This window comes from Brevibacillus sp. HB1.3 (genome assembly GCF_013186635.1).
GTDB classification, from domain to species: Bacteria; Bacillota; Bacilli; order Brevibacillales; family Brevibacillaceae; genus Brevibacillus; species Brevibacillus brevis_D.
In genome coordinates, this window is sequence record NZ_JABMIT010000009.1 from 166,390 (window position 1) to 189,098 (window position 22,709).

At 46.8% G+C, this 22,709-nt stretch carries 3 protein-coding genes; all 3 read right to left on the minus strand.

Annotated elements, in window-relative coordinates; genetic code table 11:
- Positions 1 to 51 precede the first annotated feature (51 nt).
- The gene (locus HPY31_RS20790) at positions 52 to 9,594 is read right to left on the minus strand and encodes a non-ribosomal peptide synthetase (RefSeq protein WP_172142288.1); all 9,543 of its coding nucleotides are present in this window, start codon (positions 9,592 to 9,594) and stop codon (positions 52 to 54) included.
- A 10-nt stretch (positions 9,595 to 9,604) separates the two neighbouring features.
- Positions 9,605 to 16,708, minus strand: coding sequence for an amino acid adenylation domain-containing protein (locus HPY31_RS20795; RefSeq protein WP_172142289.1), 7,104 nt, complete (start codon positions 16,706 to 16,708; stop codon positions 9,605 to 9,607).
- 860 nt (positions 16,709 to 17,568) lie between these two features.
- On the minus strand, positions 17,569 to 22,533 hold the full coding sequence (locus tag HPY31_RS20800; protein WP_172142290.1) for an Ig-like domain-containing protein: 4,965 nt from the start codon (positions 22,531 to 22,533) through the stop codon (positions 17,569 to 17,571).
- Positions 22,534 to 22,709: the final 176 nt, after the last annotated feature.

Here is a 22,709-nt window from a genome sequence, read left to right on the forward strand (position 1 = left end):
AATGGTTGGGCATGCGGCTCTCACCAGCATGCCCCAACATCCGTAAACTCGCTAACTGAACAGTTCATTGAAATCATATTCTTCCACCAGGTTTATTTGAGACAAGCGCTGCATAGGATTGTCGATCATTTGACAGATAACATGCTTTAGCTGATCCAGTAACGCATTCATGGCATTCTCGCTGAATGCTTCCATGTTGTAATGTGCCGTTAACGTCAGTTGGTCATGACGCGTGGACAAAAATAACATCATATCCAATTGATCATCTTGAACAAAGTGGCTGCCTTCATACGTTTTGATTAACGATTCATCCAGAAAACGACGTAACGGACATTCCGTAAAGGTTATTTCATCTGATTCAGGCTGATTGTTCGATACGTGTTGTCCAATAAAAACAAGGGAATACAAATTCTTCTTATCGCCCGTGACAGCTAACTGATCCTCTACGACCAAATTGTACGGATACTCTTGATTCTCGTACGCACCGTATGCAGTTTCTCTTGTTCTGTTCATCATTTCTAGTACGGTCGGGTTGCCAGACAAGTCTGTACGCATGGCAACCGGATTGATTAGCGGACCAATAATTCCTTCAAGGTCCGTCTGCGTACGGCCAGATAATGTCGATCCGACAGTAAGGATGGTTTGATCCGTGAGAAGTGACAGCCAAATGTTGATCGCTGTCAGCAGGCTCGTATAGACGGTACCACCAGCGATTCGAGTCAATTCCAAAAGCGCTTGTCCCGTTACTGGCTCAATGGGAAGCGATGCTACGTTTGAAATTCGGTTGCCGTGAGTGAGTGAATGTGTCTCTCGCGGTATGAACGGCGCATCTACATTTTGTTGCAGCTGTTTTAACCAATAGTCCCGTTGTCGGTTCAGTTCACCGTTTTGCAATCGTGTTTGCTGCCACAAGGTGTAGTCCATATAATCCAATGGTTTGGAAAACTCCTTTTGCACACCGCTCTGTACTTGTTGATAAATGTCCGCGAGATCATGGATAAACACATCTAACGACCAGCCATCAAATCCAATATGATGAGCACTCAAGATAAGGAAATGCTTCAATGGTGTCATCCGATACAAAGTCATCCGGAAGAAAGACTCTCGTGAAAAATCAAATGGCTTGTACAAAGTGGATTGTAAATCGGCTGTGATTCGCTGTTCGCCTTCCGTCACAGATAACGCTGACAAATCTACAAACGCATTCTCCACCTCAAGGTCGTCATGCACTTTTTGATACAATTGCCCTTCGTTTTCTATAATCGTCGTGCGCATGATTCTGTGACGTTCAAACATGAGGCTCATAGCCCTGTGCATAGAATGACTGTCAACGGGACCCGCTACTTCAAAGAGGTAAACCCCTCCTACTGCTTCTTGGTCACTGAATTTTGCATGAAACCATTGTCTTCTCTGCCCATGGGATACTTCGAATAAGGAGACCTCTCTCTGATTTTCCACTCGCGATACTTCATGGATGCGGGTATTCGCCTCGCTGCCTTGCTTAATCTCAGATATACGAGCGGCAATCGCTTCAATGGTTGGAAACTCAAATATTGTGCGCAACGGTATGTCCATCCCAAAAACGATTCGCATGCGGGAAATGACTTGCGTAGCCAATAAGGAATGTCCCCCTCTATCAAAGAAGGAGTCCCTGATCGAAATCTGATGCACTTGCAATATATCGCACCAGATGGAGTGGATAAGCTCCTCAGGTATCGTGCGCGGCTCGATGATCGAGAAATCGTTTGGTTTCATGACTGGTAATTCCAGCTTATTTCGATCAATTTTTCCACTCGTGGTTTTGGGAATGCTGGCCAACTTCATGAAATAAGTTGGAATCATATAAGCAGGCAAATGCTCCTTCAGGAATGTCCGCCATTCGTTTACATCCCCGTCCCCCACGATATATGCAGCCAATTCGGTAGCTGACCTGTCGTTTTTAACAGAAATAACGGCTGCTTCACGAACGGACGGATGTCTGCTTAATGTGGATTCAATTTCACCCAATTCCACCCGCATGCCTCTGATCTTGATTTGATTATCTTGTCTGCCTACGAATTTGATGTTGCCCGAAGGCAGGAAGTACCCCTTGTCACCGGTTCGATATATCCTTTCCCCTGGTACAAACGGATTCTCCATAAATACTTCTTGGGTTTTCTCCTGATTATGCAGATAGCCTCTGGCCAATCCAAGGCCACCAATATACAGGTCGCCGATGACACCAATTGGGACGGCCTTCATATTCTGATCAAGCACATAGATTCTGTTGTTATCAATCGGCTTGCCTACACTCACACAATCCTTTTCCAGCGCGTCCATTGGCGAGCATGTGTATATGGTGGAGTCGATCGAAACTTCTGTGGCCCCCCATGTATTATGGAGCTTGGCATTTAGCATTTGATAAAACTTGCCCACCGTTTCGGGTAATAGTGCCTCACCACTGGAGATGACATTTTTTAATTTGTGCAAGTTGGCTGCATCCTCTGGCGTAAGGGCGTCCACAAACATATTGAGCATGCTCGGTACAAATTGAATGCACGCAACCTGATAGTGTATGGCAGCCTGGATAATTGCCTCAGGGTCCCGATGCAGCCATGGTTCCAAGAGTGATATCCGTCCCCCTACAGACAATGGCCAAAAAAACTCAACGGCTGCATCATCAAATGTTAACGTTGTTTTTTGCAGAACAGACTCGCCCTGCTCCAAGCCATGTTGGCGCTGCATCCATAACATGCGATTTACCCAACCATAATGGTGGTTTTCCACGCCTTTCGGATTTCCCGTCGAGCCTGACGTGTAATATATCGAGACCAAATCTGTCGGCTTAACGGTTTGCTCCGGCAATCCCTCTGGCATGCTTGCTATTTTTTCCTTTTCCGCTTGGGAATCTATCCATCTAACATGAGTGGCTTGTCCAAACAGGTTCATGAACTCCGGCTCAGATATACAAATGTTGGTTTTGGAGCCCTCCAACAGTTTCGTCATCCTCGCTTGCGGCATCTCTGTATCCAAGGGGAGAAATGCTCCGCCAGCTTTTACGATGCCGAGGATCGATATGACAAGCTCAATGGAGCGATTCATACAGATACCGACAGGCGTATTGGGTCCAACACCCAGCATCATCAGGTAGTGCGCCAACTGGTTAGAACGTCTATCCAATTCTTGATAAGTAATTTTTTCACTGCCATATTCAGCTGCGATGAGTTCCGGTGTCTTTTTTGCTTGTTCGATAAACAAATCATGTAGGCATGTATTCTCCGGAATGGCGACTGCTGTATCATTCCACTCCACGAGGATTTTGTGGCGTTCTTCCTCGCTCAACAATTCTAGCAAGGCCATCGGCATGTCCGGTGCGTTCACAAGCTCTTGCAACCAATTCGCGAAGTGGTCTGTCATTTTTTCAATCGTGGATGGATCAAATAAATCTGTGTTGTAAATCATGTTCATTACGAGACCGTCCTCAGATTCACCCATGGATAACTGAAGATCAAATTTCGCCACATTGATCTGAACCGGCATTTTTTCCAATTGCCCACTGGACGAATGATAGACATCCGCTTTCATTTCCGCCCATGTAAACACCGTCTGAAATACCGGGGAGTAGCTTGTATTGCGTTCCAGTTGTAGTATTTCTACGATTTTTTCAAACGGGACATCCTGATACTCCTGTGCCTGTAACGCTTTTTCTTTTACTTGGGCAAGCAATTGCTTGAACGTTGGGTTGTCTTGGAGGTTAGCCCGGTAGACGAGCGTATTGACGAAAAAGCCAATCAAGCCTTCGATTTCCTTTACGTTTCGGTTCGCTATGGGGCTACCCACCAAAATATCAGTCTGTCCGGTATATCTCGATAAAAAGGCTTGGTAAGCGGCCATCAGGGTCATGAATAAGGTGGTATTCTCTTGCCGACTGAGCGCTTTCAGCTTTTCAAGCAGTTCGGATGCCAGTACAATTTTATGCATACTCCCGGCATAGGTTTGAATGCTCGGTCTTGGTCGATCAATCGGCAATTGCAAGACAGGAAGCTCCCCAGACAACTCCGCTTTCCAATAATCCAGTTGTTGGCTCATCACCTCATCCGTCAGCCATTCGCGCTGCCATACCGCGAAATCCGCGTATTGAATCGGCAATTCTCCCAGTTTCGCACGTCCTCTGCTCTCTGCTGCCTCGTAAAAGGCCAGCCATTCTTCCAATAAGATATCCTCTGACCAGCCATCCGTGATGACGTGATGCATCGTACAAAGCAAAAGGAACTGATCCTCTTCAACGACGATTAACTTGGCTTGAATCAAAGGTCCCCGCTGTAGATCAAACCGTTTATCTGCTTCCTGCATGATAGTATCGTGGATTTGCTCTTCTTTTTCAGCGGCAGATCGATCTCGTAGATCAATCACGGGCAACGTTCGATACACATGGGGTTCAATGACCTGGAAAGGTTGACCCCCGTCATTCGAAAACACTGTGCGCAAGATGTCATGGCGTTGAAGTAACGCATTCCATCCTGTTTCCAACGCCTGCACATTCCACTCCCCGGTTAAGCGCCACATGTGAGGAACGTTGTACGCCGTACTCTCCGGCTCTAATTGATGTAAAAACCATAGTCGCTGCTGGGCATGCGATAACGGTAGCCTTTCTCTATGCGAGGCTTTCGCAATAGCTGGTGTCCGTACTCGTTTGCCATCCCGGCCCAGCTCCATGATTTTGGCATCTAGGCTTGCGATCGTCGGGCATTCAAACAGGATGCGCAACGGGATAGACAGATGGAAGGCTTCCTGCAAGCGGGAAATGACCTGCGTCGCAAGCAGCGAGTGTCCGCCCAAATCGAAAAAGGAATCGTGGATACTCAAGCATTCTGTTTCCGTTTTTAAAACGTCATGCCAAATGGATGCGATCCGACTCTCTGTATCCGTACGTGCTGCGACAAATTCATCCTTCATCGTGCGCATATCTGGCAGCGGCAGTGCTTGACGGTCCACCTTCCCGTTAGCTGTAAGCGGGAAAACATCCATTTTCACAAAATAGGAAGGGACCATGAAAGACGGCAATTGTTCACCCGCATACCGTCTCCATTCATCGACATCCCCGTCACCCGCGATATAAGCAATCAGACGTTTATCATCCGCTCCATAATCATGTACAAGGACGACGGCGTCTCTAACGCTCTCATGCTGGCTGAGGACAGCTACAATCTCACCGAGCTCGATCCGGTTTCCTCTTATTTTGACTTGATGATCTTTTCGCCCGATAAATTCGATTCCACGCCCCGGCACATATTTCACCAAGTCGCCCGTCCTGTATAACCTCGCTTTGGGGTCTTGTTGAAACGGATGTGGAATAAATTTCTCTTCGTTCATCTCTGGTCGATTCCAGTATCCGAAAGCCAGTCCCTTGCCTCCCACATACATTTCCCCTACGAGACCGTCAGGAACTACCTTTACCATTTCGTTTAAGATATAGATTTCTGTACCATCGATCGGTTGACCGATCGGAACGGAGTGCTGAATTGCGCTCTTATTTTTTATAGGATAATAGCAAGTAAATGTCGTGTTTTCTGTCGGGCCATACCCGTTAATTACTAGTGTATCTGGTAACATGTCCAAGGCACGTTGCGCATGCTTGGCAGACACGATGTCGCCACCAGCCAACAATTGACGCACTCCGATTAAATCTTTGATCCGGTAATCGATCATTTGATGAAAGACGCCCGCGGTTAGCCATAACGTACTGATTTTTTCATCACGCAGCACCTGTCCCAACTCTTCCAGAGACAGACCGGGAAATGGATAAATCACCAATTTCGCGCCATTTAGCAAGCCCCCCCATATTTCGAAGGTCGCTGCATCAAAGGAGATGGACGCGAGTTGCAGCATGGTTTCATCCGGTGTGAGTGATACATAAGAGACTTGCTTCGTAAGGCGGATCACCCCGCGATGTGGGATGAGCACCCCTTTGGGATTTCCTGTCGAACCAGATGTATACATTAAATAGGCAAGGCTTTCTGAAGTTGTACTCTCACCTAGATTTACATCGGATTCCTTGCTGATCTCGCTGGCGTCCAGATCAGGACAAACGATTTTCAAACTTTCTGGCAGTCTGGATATCAAGCTTTCCTGTGTCAGTACAATGGAAATGCTTGCATCTTGCAGCATATAAAGCAATCGTTTCTCGGGGTAGGCAGGATCAAGCGGGACATAGGCACCGCCTGCCTTTAAAATAGCAATCATACTGATGATCATTTCAAACGAGCGATCCATATACAAGCCAACTCGGCTATCTGCTCCAACCCCACACGATTTTAAATAATGTGCCAATTGATTCGCTCTGCTATTCAGCTCTTTATAGGACAGGCTAATGCCTTTGTATAACAATGCAGTGGCGTCAGGATGAAGCTCCACTTGTTCTTCAAATATGGTAGGGATGGAATCCTGCGTGGAGACTGTAACCCTGTTGTGATTCCATTCGAGCAAGAGTTTGTGTCGTTCTTCCTCGTTTAACAATTCCAGCAAGGCCATCGGCACATCCGGTGCGTTTACAAGCTCTTGCAACCAATGCGCGAAGCGGTCTGTCATTTTTTCAATCGTGGATAGATCAAATAGATCTGTGTTGTAGATCATGTTCATTACGAGACCGTCCTCAGACTCACCCATGGATAACTGAAGATCAAATTTCGCCACATTGATCTGAACCGGCATTTTCTCTAATTGCCCACTGGACGTGCGATAGACAACTGCTCCCATTTCCGCCCATGTAAACACCGTCTGAAATACCGGGGAATAGCTCGTATTGCGTTCCAGTTGCAGCATTTCTACGATTTTTTCAAACGGGACATCCTGGTACTCCTGTGCCTGTAACGCTTTTTCTTTTACTTGGGCAAGCAATTGCTTGAACGTTGGGTTGTCTTGGAGGTTAGCCCGGTAGACGAGCGTATTGACGAAAAAGCCAATCAAGCCTTCGATTTCCGTTATATTTCGGTTCGCGATTGGGCTACCTACTAAAATATCAGTCTGTCCGGTATATCTGGATAAAAAGCCTTGGTAAGCGGCTAGCAGGGTCATGAATAAGGTGGTATTCTCTTGGCGACTGAGCGCTTTCAGCTTTTCAAGCAGCTCAGATGCCAGTACAATCTTGTGCATACTTCCGGCATAGGTTTGAATACTTGGTCTCGGTCGATCAATCGGCAATTGCAAGACAGGAAGCTCCCCAGATAGCTCCGCTTTCCAATAATCCAGTTGTTGGCTCATCACCTTATCTGTCAGCCATTCACGCTGCCATACCGCGAAATCCGCGTATTGAATCGGCAATTCTGGCAGCTCTGCACGTGTTCCACTCTCTGCTTCCTCGTAAAGAGCCAGCCATTCTTCCAATAAGATATCCTCTGACCAGCCATCCGTGATGACGTGATGCATCGTGCATAGCAAAAGGAACTGATTCTCTTCCACGATGATTAACCTGGTTTGAATCAAAGGCCCTCGCTGTAGATCAAACCTTCTGTCTGCTTCCTGCATGATAGTATCGTGGATTTGCTCCTCTTTTTCAGCGGCAGATCGATCGCGTAGATCAATCACCGGCAACGTTCGATACACATGGGGTTCAATGACCTGGAAAGGTTGCCCCCCTTCATTCGCAAACACTGTGCGCAAAATGTCATGGCGTTGCAGTAGCGCATTCCATCCTTTTTCCAGCGCCTGCACATTCCACTGCCCGGTTAACCGCCACATGTGAGGAACGTTATAAGCCGTACTCTCCGGCTCCAACTGATGCAAAAACCATAGACGCTGCTGGGCATGCGATAACGGCAGCTTGTCCCGATGAGTGACTCTCGCAATAGCTGGTGTCCGTTCTCTTTTGCCATCCCGGCCCAGCTCCATGATTTTAGCATCTAGGCTTGCAATCGTTGGGCATTCAAACAAGATGCGCAACGGGATCGACAGATGAAAGGCATCCTGCAAGCGGGACATGACCTGCGTCGCAAGCAGCGAGTGTCCGCCCAAATCGAAAAAGGAGTCATGGATGCTAAGACGCTCCACCTTTACTATTTCCCGCCAAATCTCTGCGATCCGATTCTCTGTATCCGTACGTGGTGCGACAAATTCATCCTTCGTCGTGCGTATTTCTGGCAACGGCAATGCTTGACGGTCTACCTTCCCGTTGGCTGTAAGCGGGAAAGCGTCCATTTTCACAAAATAAGAAGGGACCATATAAGGCGGCAATTGTTCACTCGCATACCGTTTCCATTCATCTACATCCCCGTCTCCCGCGATATAAGCAATCAGACGTTTATCATCTGCTCCATATTCATGGACAAGGACGACGGCTTCCCTTACACTCTCATGCTGGTTGAGAACAGCTACGATCTCACCGAGCTCAATCCGGTTTCCTCTTATTTTGACTTGATTATCTTTTCGACCGATAAATTCGATTCCTCGCCCCGGCACAAATTTCACCAGATCGCCTGTTCTGTATAATCGCACTTCGGAATCTTGTTGAAAGGGATGGGGAATAAATTTCTCTTGATTCAACTCCGGTCGATTCCAGTATCCAAAAGCCAGTCCCTTTCCCCCCACATATAATTCGCCCACAAGACCAACAGGAACGAGCTTTTGCTTATCGTTTAGGATAAAGACCTCCGTATCATTGATGGGTCGACCGATTGGAACGGAATGTTGAATCTCACTCTTCTGTGTTATGTGATAAAAGCAAGTAAATGTCGTGTTTTCTGTCGGGCCATACCCATTAATCACCAGTGTCTCTGGTAACATGTCTAAAGCTCGTTGCGCATGCTTGGCAGACACGATGTCGCCGCCAGTCAGCAATTGACGCACGCCTTTTAAATCTTCGATGCGGTAGTCGATCATTTGGTGGAAAACGCCTGCGGTAAGCCATAGCGTACTGATTTTTTCGTCACGCAGCACATGTCCCAACTCTTCCAGAGACAGACCGTGAAATGGATAAATCACCAATTTCGCGCCATTTAGCAAGCTTCCCCAGATTTCGAAGGTCGCCGCATCAAATGAGATCGACGCGAGTTGCAGCATGGTTTCTTCCGGAGTGAGGGTTACATAAGAAGCATGCTTCGTCAGTCGGATCACCCCACGATGGGGGATGAGCACCCCTTTCGGATTTCCTGTCGAACCGGACGTATACATCAAATAGGCTAGGCTTTCCGAAGTCGTGCTCCCGCCTACATTCGCATCTGATTCGTTGTTGATCTTGCTCGCGTCCAGATCGGGACACACGATTTTCAATCCGTCCGGCAGTCTGGACACCAGCCTTTCTTGTGTCAGCACAATCGAAATGCTTGCATCTTGCAGCATATAAAGCAATCGTTGCTCAGGGTAGGCAGGGTCAAGCGGGACATAGGCCCCGCCTGCCTTTAAAATAGCGACCATACTGATGATCATTTCAAACGAGCGATCCATGTACAAGCCAACTCGGCTCTCAGCTCCAACCCCGCACGATTGTAAATAATGCGCCAATCGATTCGCTCTGCTGTTAAGCTCCTTGTAGGTAAGGCTTGCATCTTTGTATACCAATGCAATGGCATCAGGATGAAGTTCCACTTGTTCTTCCAATAATGCGGTAATGGAATCTTGCATACAGCACCTCCTAATGATTACTCCACATTTCCAGCAGTTGTTTTTCTTCCTCTTCTGAAATCAGTCGCAAGCCTTCTATTGATTCCTCAGGATATGCCATCACTTGTTCGAGCCAATTCACAAAATGTCCGATCATTCGTTCTATGCTAGACGGATGAAATAAGTCTGTATTGTAGCCAAATGAAATCGTCAACGAGTGCTCTGAATTGACTTCTATGGAAATGGACAGATCAAATTTGGCAACCTTGATGGTGCTTTTCACTGGCTCAATGGTTCGATTTGGCCATTTCTTTACGTCTCTCAGGTGGGTCTGCATCGTAAAAATCGTTTGGAAGACAGGGGAGTAACTTGCATTTCGCTCTGGCTGGAGGACCTCTACGATTTTTTCAAAGGGCACATCCTGATTTTCTTGCCCGCACAATGTTTTTTCTTTGACTTGGGCGACCAATTGCCTGAAGCTTGGATTGTCTTCGACGTTTACTCTGTAAACCAACGTGTTTACAAAGCACCCGATTACCCCTTCCATTTCTTTTCGCGTGCGATTCGCAACCGGACTCCCTACTAAAATGTCTGTTTGTCCGGTATAGCGAGAGAGAAAGCCCTGATAGGCGGCCAGCAATGTCATGAACAGGGAAGCACCCTCTTGCTTGCTGAAAGCTTTTAGCTTTTCTAGTAACGCAGGAGCCAAATCGATATGCTGCATGTCCCCTGCATACGTTTGAATGGCTGGTCTTGGACAATCGAATGGCAACTGAAGCACCGTGAGCTCGTCTGCAAGCTCCTTTTCCCAATACGCCACTTGCTCTTTCATCGTCTCGTCTGATAGCCATTGTCTTTGCCACACAGCAAAGTCCCCGTATTGAATGGATAACGGTGGCAGATCGGCAGGCGTTCCGCTGACTGCTTCTTCATAAAATGCCATCCATTCGTCCAACAAGATATCCTCTGACCAGCCATCGAAGACAATATGATGGACGGTACAAAGCAGAACATACTCCGATTCATCCTGCTTAATCAGCTCGGCTTCAATCAACGGTCCTTGACTCAAGTCAAATACGCGATCAGCACTCCGTTGAATACAATGCTGGACCTGCTGTTCTCTTTCATCCGCGGAGATGCTACTTACATCAATGACGGGTAGTGCTCTTGGCTGATGCGGCTTAACGAGTTGAACAGGGACGCCATTTTGTTTTGCGAATACGGTACGAAGCATTTCATGACGCTCAATTAATTGGTTCAATCCTTTTTCTAAGCCGGCAACATCCCATGAACCGCTTAAGCGCCATACATAGGGAATGTTATAGACGTTGCTTCCGGGTTCGAGTTGGTCAAAAAACCACAACCGGTGCTGCGCAAAAGATAACGGGATCGGTTCCGTTCTATCCACTTGCAGGAGTGCAGGCAATGGAACCATTTTTTCACCTTGTCGCAATTCAGTTATCCGCTTAGCCAAGCCCTCAATGGTCGGGCAATCAAAGATCGCTCGGAGAGGTGGATGCTGACCAAATACTTCTCGTATGCGCGATACAACCTGTGTTGCCAACAGGGAATGTCCACCCAATTCAAAGAACGAATCAAATACTCCCATTTGGTTTACTTTTAAAATTTCACTCCATATGTGAGCGAGCAATTCTTCCGTTGAGTTTCGCGGCGCTGTGTAGTGATGACTGATAATGTGGATCTCAGGCAGCAGCAATGCTTTCCGATCCAATTTGCCACTCGAGGTGAGCGGCATTTCCTCCACCCGTACAAAATAAGAAGGAATCATATAAGGTGGTAATTGCTTCTGTAAATGACTTTTTAACGTCTCGACCTCTGATGCCCCACTGTAATAAGCAATTAATCGCTTGTCCCCCGGCTCATATTCATGGGCAATAATGGCAACCTCTCCTGCCCCCTGCTGCTTCCTCATAACCGCTTCGATTTCACCTAATTCAATCCGATAACCGCGAATTTTTACTTGATTATCCATACGCCCGATGTACTCTATATTGCCGTCTGCCATCCACCGCGCGTAGTCACCTGTTTTGTATAGCCTTTCAGATCGCTTGCCAAAAGGATTCGGGACAAAACGTTCAGCTGTTAACTCGGGCTTTCCGATATACCCTCGCGCAAGACCAATGCCCCCAATAACCAATTCGCCCATCACACCTATTGGTTGCAGGTCCCCTTCCCTATTGAGGATGTAAGCTTGAATATTATCCATAGGTTTCCCAATGGGGATTACCTCGCTATCGGCCTGGCAATCATAGTAGGTCACTTCAATGGTCGTTTCCGTAGGACCATACAGATTGGTGAGCGTCGTCTGATTCCGTTGCCCGATTAACCGATGAAAACGTTGAACCTGTTCCGTACTCAGAGCTTCCCCAGTCGTATAAACTCGCTGTAAAGTTTTGATTTCCTCAGCGCAATCCACGTTTTCTATATGGTCTAAAAAGATGCTGAGCATAGAGGGAACAAAATGAATATAGGTTATTTGGTGCTGGGCAACCGTTTTGACAATAGCCTCCGGGTCTTTCTCTGCTTGGGGAGCGAGGAAACATAGTTTGCTGCCAGTGAAAAACCACAGGACTAATTCCGTTACGGAAACATCAAAACAATAGGGAGTCTTTTGCAAGATGGTGTCATGCTCGTTCATGGGATAGCGATGGACCATCCAGTTCATCCGATTGACAACCGAGCGATGCTCGATCATGACTCCTTTCGGTGCTCCCGTCGAACCTGAGGTATAGATGACGTACGCCAAATTTTTCGAATGAGAAACGGACTCCAGATTCTCGCATTCTACATCCAGATCCGACCTATTCTCTTCCAACAACAGGACAGGTCCATTGAAATCAATCGCTGTCCTGAATTTCTCTTGCATGACGACGACCTTCGTATTGCTATCCTGAAGAATATAGGACAGTCTTTCTTTTGGAGCCGCTGTGTCCATCGGCATATACGCTCCACCCGCTTTTAGAATGGCAAGAATACCAATCATCATGTCGGGAGAACGCTCACTCATTAACCCTACTAATGTATCCGGCTTCACTCCCAGGTTTCGCAATTTGCTTGCCAGGAAGTTTGCCCGGTTGTTTATTTGCCTGTAGGTCCATTGCTCGTTGCCGAATACAACCGCCATTCGCTCTGGTGTCCGGGCAGCCTGCTCCTCGAAAATTTGATGGAGCGTTTTCTGATCATCAAAGTCAATAGCCGTGTCATTCCACTCTTGGAGAATTTGGCTCTGCTCAGAAGCGGTCAGCATAGGCATGGAATGAAGTGTCCGCTCACTATGCGTAAGAACGCTTTTCAGCAATTCAATATAATGTTGAAACATGCGGCGCATGGTAGATTCGTCATACAAATCCGTATTGTATTCCCAGTCAAGGCTTATACTTCCGTATTCATCCTTTGTTAAAAGGGAAGAAGCGAGCTCCTCGTGATTCGTCACTACGACGTTGATATCAAATTTAGCCGATCCGTTGCTAATGCCTTCGGTGAGTTGAATATTCAGATTGGATACAGGGAGATGAGTGACTTTTGCATCCTGGAAACTAAACATGACTTGGAATAGAGGGTTGCGGCTTTGATCACGCTTCAGTTTTAAGGCATCGACTACTTGATCAAAAGGAATCTCTTGATTCTCGTACGCTTCCAGGGCTGACCTCTTCACGTCTTGCAATACATCCCGGAATGTCATATTGTCGGTAAATTGCTGACGGATCACAATATTGTTCACAAACATCCCGATCAATTCTTCCGTGTCTTTCCAACGTCGATTCGCGATACCCGAGCCAACAATAATGTCTTCTTGATTGGAATAACGATGGAGCAAGGTTTGAAACGCAGCCATCATGACCATGAATAAGGTTGTGTTTGTTTTCATGCAGTAATCACGCAGTTGAAGATACAGTTCCTCCGGTATTAATTGGGTGAACATATTCCCGTGAAAGGTTTGATTGACTGGCCGTGGCCGATCAGTGGGCAATTCCAGAACCCCATTGGCCCCTTCCAATAGATTCTTCCAGTACGTTAATTGCTTGTTTTCTTTGCCACGCTTAAACAGCTCATTTTGCCATACGCAATAGTCTGCGAATTGAATCGGCAATTCAGCCAATGGAGACGGCTTATTTTCAAGATAGGCACTATAAAGCGTAAACAGCTCTTTTAAAAATTTGCGGAATGACCATCCATCATGAATCAGATGATGCTCCACAAACAAAATGACAGACTCCCACTCAGAAATCTTGTAAACAATCCAGCGCGCTAGTGGCAGCTTCGCGATATCAATCGGATTTTTGATCTCCCTTTGAATCAGTCGTTGGACTTCAGCAGCACGATCACTCTCAGGTAGGTGCGAAACATCCACAACAGGCAATTCCACATCGAATGGTTCAGAGATCACCTGATAGGGCTGCCCATTTTTCTCATGAAAAACGGTTCGGAATATTTCATGTCTGCGCACAAGCTCCGTAAAGCATTTATTAAGAATGGGGAGCTCCAGCATCCCACGCACTTTCATTGTGGCTTGAAAAATATAAGCCAAATTATTCGCGCTTAGCTGCTCTAAAAACCACACTCTTTCTTGGGAGTAAGAAAGCGGCAATTCTCGAACTCGTGACACCCTCTTGATGGCTGGGAATGCATCTCCTGCATTTACCTCATCTGCGGCAGTTACGATTGGCACGATGCTCCGAATCGTCGGATAGGCAAACAGAGCAGACAACGGAATCTCTTTCTTGAAAAGAGCACGGATTCTCGCAATCACCTGAGTCCCCAACAGCGAATGTCCGCCTAATTCAAAGAAATGATCCTCGACTCCAATCTCGTCGTATCCGAACAAATCCAGCCAAATATCCAAGAGCTTCGTTTCCCATTCTGTTTCCGGTTTTACATATTCCGTCGAAACATGCGGGCGAGTATTGCCTACCGCTGGCAGTGACTTACGATCAATTTTTCCGCTGGGAGTAAGCGGGAAAGCATCCATTTTCACAAAATACGCTGGAACCATGAACTCTGGAAGCTGAGCCTTCAGATAATCACGCCATTCTGTTACCGTGCCAGACCCGATCACATAAGCGATCAGCTTGTTATTTTCATAGGCGTCTTTTTTCGCCACAACGACTGCTTGTTCCACAGTCGAATGATTGCCTAACGTGACTTCAATTTCCTCCAGCTCAATTCTGTACCCTCTCACTTTTACCTGGCTGTCATTGCGCCCGATATACTCCAGGTTTCCGTCGGCCAAGTACCGAGCCAAATCTCCCGTTCGATACAAACGCGAGTCTGATCCTGGACAATACGGGTTGGAAATAAAACGTTCCTTTGTCAATTCAGGACGGTTCAAGTAGCCTCTTGCTACGCCTGATCCGCCGACATACAGTTCTCCGGCAACTCCGACAGGTTGAATTTGTAAATGCTCGTTCAACACGTACAACTGTGTATTGGCATTCGGTTTTCCAATGGGTATTTGCGTGTGCGTTTCGTCTGGATGGCATTGGAAGCTAGCAACCTCGACTGTCGTCTCTGTCGGCCCATACGTGTTGTATAAGCTTGTACCGTGCGGAATGGTCAATAGATCGATACACTTCGTAACAACATGAGGCGAAAGCACTTCCCCTCCAACTGTGACGTATTTCAAGGAGGATAACGCAGCAGAAGAATCCTGATTTTCTATATAATCCAATACGGCTTTCAACATAGACGGTACAAACTCAAGGTGGGTAATTCGATGCGTCTCGACTGCTTTCACAAGCAAGGCAGGGTCTTTCTCATCGCTGTTCGGAAGGATGTACAGGCTAGCACCTTTCAACATCCACCAAAAGAGTTCCCAAACAGAAGCATCAAAGGACACAGACGTTTTTTGCAAAAGCCTGTCCGTATGTAAAAGAGGACTGCGACTCTCCAGCGTCTGAAGAAAATTCATAACGGAATGATGCTCAATCATTACCCCCTTGGGATTTCCTGTCGAACCGGAGGTATAGATGACGTAAGCAAGATTGTGTCCGTTTACTTCGATTGCAGGTGGCTCCGTACTTTCATTCGACAATATTTCGCAATAATCCGACAACTTAACCACTTTTATTCCGTCAGGCACTTTCGTCGCAGACGCTTCATCCGCAATCACTATTTGTAAAGCCGCATCCTCCATAATATAGTGGAGTCTTTGAACAGGATAAGCAGGATCGATCGGTACATAAGCGCCTCCTGCTTTCAACACACCCAAGATGCTCACGAGCATTTCAATGGAACGCTCTTGGCATATTCCCACTAGCACTTCAGTCGTTACCCCAATCTTTCGGAGGTTATTCGCTAATTGATTTGAGCGGATATCCAATTCCCTGTAGGTCATCTTCTCTTGCTTAAACACGAGTGCAATGGCATCGGGATTCTGAGTGGCTTGGAAATCAAAGGCGGACAAGATTGTGTCAGGAACATTCGAGGGTTCATCATTCCTGCACCACTCGTCTACCAGTTCCCTCTCTTGGTTTTTGGTTATCAGTCTCAATAAATCGATAGGCGTTTCGACATGAGTGATTACTTGTTCGATCCAGTTGCAAAAGTTCTCGATCATTCGTCGTATCGTTTGTTGTGCAAACAAAAAGGAATTATATGTAAATGTTATGCGCATTCCCTCAGCCTCTTCGACATCAACACGCAGTTCTACATTTGCTAATTGGGAATCGACAAAAAGTTTGTTATCGTCATCCCCGGCTTTTCCTACTCGTAAAAAGGTATGAAATAATTTCGTAATTTCGGAGCTGCTAGCAAGCTTCTCCTCCACCCTATTCTCTTTGATTTCGTTCAACAGCTGCTTAAAATTCGTTGTTCCACCAACAATCACTCGACTTGCAAAAAAGGTAGGGCCATCACTCGCTATCGCACCGACCAAAATGTCGTTTTGCCCCGTATATCTGTAAAGATAGCTATGGTATGCAGCTAAGAGTAGCGTAAATATGTCAGTCTCTTCCTGCATGCAAAGTAATCTTGCTTGTTCCCCAACCGTTTTTGACAGATCAATCGATTGCGTCTCTTCTTCATAACGAGCATTCTTACGTCTCGGGAAATCAAACGGAAGCTGCAGCAATGGAGCCTCTTCTGCCAGTTGATTCACATGATCTTTCATGGCCATGGTTATCCTCCCTTTTTGAGCTTGATAATGAAGGGGGAACCCTCTAAAATTATGAAGTTCCTCACCTGCTCTGCTTGACAGACTTTTCAAATGGATATTGGTCGGTAAGCCTCCCCCTCCTTTACTAAGTAGGCGTTGACTCATCGAATCGTCCACGTTAAAGACCGGACACCCGATTCGTTTAGGTGAAGCAAGTAAGCAGCGTCAAAAAAGGCCAGAATAGTTGACCAAAAAAAACATGTTTCTTCCAAATTCTATTGGGCATGTTCAAAGCGGCTACAAACGAGATGTGAAAGGGAAGGTAAGTGAATCGAATTGCTATGAATTCGCGAAAAGTGGAGTAGTGTTTTGAATACAGTTAAGTATGAAACACCTATGAAGTGGAAAAGCAGCTGCAGATTCTACTAGGGATAGGGGGATTCTCGGAATAATTTCCTTTTAAGAGAATAAATGTAATAGATTACCAATTACAGGCATTATATCACATCTGAATTTTATGTCAATTATTAGCGTCGACATTGGTTTATCATAAAACAAAAATAGACATGCTTACCTTCTCGGGTAGATTGGTGTAGAAATGGATCGATACCTGAGAAGGCTGAACATGTCTATTTTTCTATTAACCTTGAAAAAGGGTATACCCTCCTACTACTATCGAGACTGCAAATAAAATACCAAAGTACCACTTCGTAAACCGAAGACTGAACCACGAGCCTTCCCACCATAAGATCCAAAAAAAAATGGCTCCAATCAAGATGCTACTTGCAAAAGCAAGGAGTGCATTCTCCATCTTTCTTCACCTTTTAAACAGAATGGAAAAGAGGCTGCCCTCCACAGTAGATCGAACAGCCCCTTTTCATTTACCTGACCGTAATGTTAATCGTAATAGTCTCGCCGCCGTATTCTACTGTAATGGTTGTTTTACCAGATTCCAGTGCGGTCACGACACCATTTTCTACAGTCGCAATCTCAGGATCTTCCACTGTCCATTCGGCATCCTTGGTGACGATCTCCTCGTATCTATTTTCATAGACCGCATACAGGACGATCTCTCCAGTATTGTCTGCCTTCAAGTGCAGCGAAGAGCGCGATACTCGTAAATCTTTCACTTTCTTTTCCTCTACGACCAGCACACGATTGGTTACCTTTTTGCCGCCGTATTTCGCAGTAATGACAGCCTTCCCGGAAGCCAGCGCTGTCACTTTTCCCTCTTTTGTTACCTCGATGACCTCTTCGTCGCTTGTGGACCAAGTTGCTTTCTCTGTCACCTCTTCGGAGTTCTTGTCATTGAAGACGGCTGTCAGCGTTAGCTGCTTCTCCTCATCGATCTCCAGCACCAAATCCTTGAAGGAGGTCGTCAACGAACGAATCGTTTTCTTAGAAACCGTCACTGGAATCTCCAGTTTCTCGCCCATATAGCGAACGATAACGATGTCTTCTCCCTCTTCTTTGCCTGCCGTAATGCGACCCTGCTTGACGGTAACCAACCCGTTTTCCGTGTCGTACTCAACATCTTTGTCTCTCGTGATGTCTTTGCGTTTTTTGCCTTCTACCTTATAAACTCGTAAGGTTGTGGTTACTCTCGGCTTCATCCAGAAGGACGGTTCGTTTGTTTCCAACTGGAAGGTGGGTATTTCCTTAACGGTTACTTCCACCGAAGCGGTTTTGTTCCCGTCTACGGTCGTCACTGTAATCGTCGCAGTCCCAGGAGCTACTGCCTTGATCTTGCCCTCCTCATCTACCTCGACGATCTCAGAGTCGCTGCTTTCCCACTTGACCCGTTTGTTGGTGGCATTCGTTGGTTTTACTGTGGCTCTAAGGCTTTCTGTATCGCCAACACGCAATGTTAACTGCTCTTCCTCCAACTCAACCCCGGTGACCGGCTCTCCTGTTGGTGGATTCGGCACATTTGGCACGTATAGCTCAATGGAATCATCCAGTTCAACGGTGTTTCCTGCCTGGTCGCGAAGCTGGATCAGAACCTTTTTCATCCCATTGCCATACGTCAAGCTCCACGCTACTGTTCCCGTCACTTTTTCCCAGCTGCTCCACTTGCCTTGGTCATTGGAGATACGCATCTCGACATCTCCCAAATTGTCCGAAGCAGTAACATGCAGTCTCACGCTGGTGGAGCTGGTTAGACGATCATCATTGTTGATGACGAACGTTCCTGTTGGTGCTGTTTTATCCAAAGTAAACGTGATCTTGATTTCGTTACCGGAAGCATCTACAACCCGTAGTTCATGCTTACCTTCACTTGTTACCCGGTCGCCACTTGAGAACGGAGCACCGTTCAACGTCGCGGTTCCTTCGTTGAATGTGATGGTCACGTCATCTTTGTAAATGCCTTTGTCCTCGACTCCAGTAACAACGGGCGCATCTGCATCCAGCTCGATCGTATCGGAAACGGTTGTAATGTGCCCTGCCCTGTCTGTGATCTGCATCTCGACAGTCTTGGTTCCATCACCGGACTTCAACTGCCATGCTTTGGTCGCAGTTACTGCCTCCCAATCGCTCCAGTCGTTGTCACCATTTGCGAAGCGGATTTGTACATCACTGGTACTGTCGTTCGCTGTGATGGTGAGCGTAACCTCACGAGACTTGGTGGAATTGTCTCCGTTATTGATCGTGATAGATCCAGTCGGCGGCAACACATCCAGTACAATCGTACCACTTAGCTTTGTGACGTTCCCCGCTTTGTCCCGCAGCTTGACATAGACCGTTTTGGTGCCGTTTGTACTGCCATCGGCCAGCTTCCATGCTTTTGATTCCGCAAAACGCTCCCACGTACCCGAATTGTCATCGGCGTTAGAGATCGCCATTTCAATGTCGTTGGTATTGCCTGACGCAGTGAGTTGCAATGTAACGTCTTCTGTTTTCGCAAATTCGGCTCCGTTATCGATGCTGAGCGTTCCAGCCGGTGGTGTTTTATCCAGCGTGAAACGAATCGTCGTACGATTTTGCGCATCATCCGTGACGACCAGCTCATACGATCCTTCCGCAGTGACGGCAGAACCACTCGTAAACGGATTGCCGTTTAGTAACGCTGTTCCTTCATTGAAGGTAATCGTTACGTCACTCGCATAGACACCATCCTGGGTGACTCCTGTAACAACTGGTCCAGCGGAATCCAGCGTGATTTGTTTTTGAAGGGCCATTTGGTTTCCAGCCGGATCTCTTAGCTCCAGATAGACCGTTTTGGTTCCATCGCCACCGCTCAGCTCCCATGGAACGTCGCCAGTTGTCGGCGCTGTTTTCCAATCGCTCCACGTCAGGTTGTCATTCGACAAGCGCATTTCCACACCATGAGCATCAGCCGACTCCACACTTAACGTAACCTTGCTCGTGTTGGTATACGACTGACCTTGATTGATCTCAAAAGCACCCGTAGGGTTGGTCATATCGAGTGTGATCTCATCGGTAAAGCTGGCAATATTCCCCGCTTTGTCCTTTACTTCCATGGAAACCGACTTGATTCCATCTCCATTCAGCAAGGTCCACGCCTTTGTTGTGGTCAGCGTTTCCCAAGAAGTCCAATTGGCAGGATCACTCGTATCATGGGAGAAGCGCATTTGTAGTTCATTGCTGAAATCGGTAACGGCAATTTGTAATGTGGTTGCTAGTGTATTGGTATAATCGGCGTCACCATTGATCTCAAGACTGCCTGACGGCTTCGTTTGATCAATCGAAAATGCAAGCATTGCTGTATTGCCAGCTTCATCTGTGACAATCAGCGTATAAGCGCCATCGTCATTGACGATTTCTCCGTCAGCTATCGTCTTTCCGTTCAAGGTCGCCTTTCCTTCGTTGAAGCTGATCGTCACACTCTGATTGTACAGCTTGTTGTTCTCTACCCCTGTGACTACAGGCGCAACCGTATCGAGTGTAATCGATGCCTGTAAATCATGGGGATTACCAGCTTCGTCGATCAACTGTAGATAGACCGTTTTCTGTCCATCCCCATTTGTTAGCTTCCAAGCCTTGGCGGTCGCCACATCCTCTAGCGCACTCCAGCTGATGTTATCGTTGGACAGCTTCATTTTCACCTTGCTGGAAACGTCAGTGGCATCGATTTGCAAAATGACATCCTGGTTATTCGTATGAGTGGCTCCGTTATTGATCGCAAGTGTTCCAGTCGGCGCGGTTTTATCCAGGGTAAAGGTTACCGTAGTCGTATTCCCCGCTTTATCCGTCACTACCAGCGTATACTTGCCCTCCACACTCACCTTTGTGCCGCTGACAAAAGGAGCACCATTCAATGTTGCTGTGCCGTCGTCGAAGACAGGTGTGACATCTGCCGTGTAGAAGCTGCCATTCGCTACCCCTGTCACAACAGGTGGCGTTTTGTCCAACACGATGGTACCAGATGTATAATACATATTCCCTGCACCATCACGGAACTTCGCGTAGACTGTTTTTTGTCCGTCTCCACTAGCCAAGTTCCATTCAAGCTTGTTGTTGACAGGAATAGGTATCCAGCTGCCTGTAAAGCTGTTATCATTCGACAACATCACTTCTACCGGGCCGTTCGCATCACTTCCCTGAATGGTAAGCTCTACCTTTTCTGATGAAGTGGCTACGTTCCCATTATTGATCTCGATAGTCCCTGTCGGTGGTGTTATATCCAGCACAATGCTATCCTGCGCTTTCAGGACAGTTCCTGTTCCGTCACGCAGCTCCATGAAGACCGTTTTGGTCCCTTCGTTTGTCGTAAAGGTCCACATTACAGGTGTCGCAAACGACTTCCATTCGCTCCAAGGACCGCCTTCCACGTTCGTCAAACGATATTCGGGCTGGGCCGCGTCAGGATCATCATGGGCCATGGTGAGCGTCACATTGGGTGAATTCGTAAACGCAGCGCCGCCATTGATGGTAACCGTCGCTGTCGTGGGTGGTTCATCTACATCCGTTACCTGGATGTTCATCACCTTGGTGAATATATTGCCAGCCGAGTCTGTTGCGGTGATCGGTACAGCGTAAGTCGACTTCGTTTCAAAATCAAACGTTTCTGTCGCCTTCAGTTGATTCCCCTCAACAGTAAATGGCACCGTAGTGTTTTGAATATGGAACGTAACAGTGTCTCCTTGATCAGGATCTACTGCCGAAAGCGTACCAACTACCGATCCTTTTTGATTGTTTTCGGGAATCGAATTGGACGATAAGAGGATATCGGTTGGTGGAGTGTTAGGAGCATACGTGATTTCTAGCTGAGAAGCATAGCTAACATTTCTTTTGTCGTAGAAAATAATTTGAGGCTGATACAACAGAGGAACAGGTGGTGCTGTTTGTCTTCCTCTTAAAACAAAGGTAGCTTTTTTGTCTGGAATATTACTCATGACAAAGCTGGTTACATCAAACGATTTCCACCCTGTGAAATTAGTGGGAATAAACTCATTTGTTATGATTCTTTCATGATGCGAGGGCAGCACAGTTGCAGAATCATCGTTCCAATTGTCATCAGACGAGCCCCATAGATCAATGAAAGGCATATCTCCGCCTGTTGCTTCTGCCTTATGCACATAAATTTTCAGAACAGCAGACTGAATTTTCCTCTCACTTTTCACGCCGCTCAGGTCAAACAGTAGAGCAGCATTCGCAGCCCCATAATCCCCACCAGAGTCTCGCGCGTAGCCGACGATCAACGTGTTCGGAACTCCTTGGTAATCCAAGCCGTCAGGATAGGCACCATACGCATCCACGAACTTGTCTGCCTGTACTCTAATCACATCAAGTTCCGCTGCGTTGGCTTTTTCTTGAATAAGCATAGGTTGGACAATTGCAAACAGCAAAGTAAATACCAACAAACGAGCCATCATTCTTTTCATCAATAACGTTGTCCTCCTTCCTTCTTCATTTCAACTCCCCCTACTGTCGGACACATTCCCCCAGCAAAACATCTAGGTGAAACAAAAATATGGTAACAACAGTCTTTTGCAAAAAATACTAACTAAAGTTATGTCTTTTCGTGATTGTTTTTTTCAATAAAAAACCCCACCGTAAT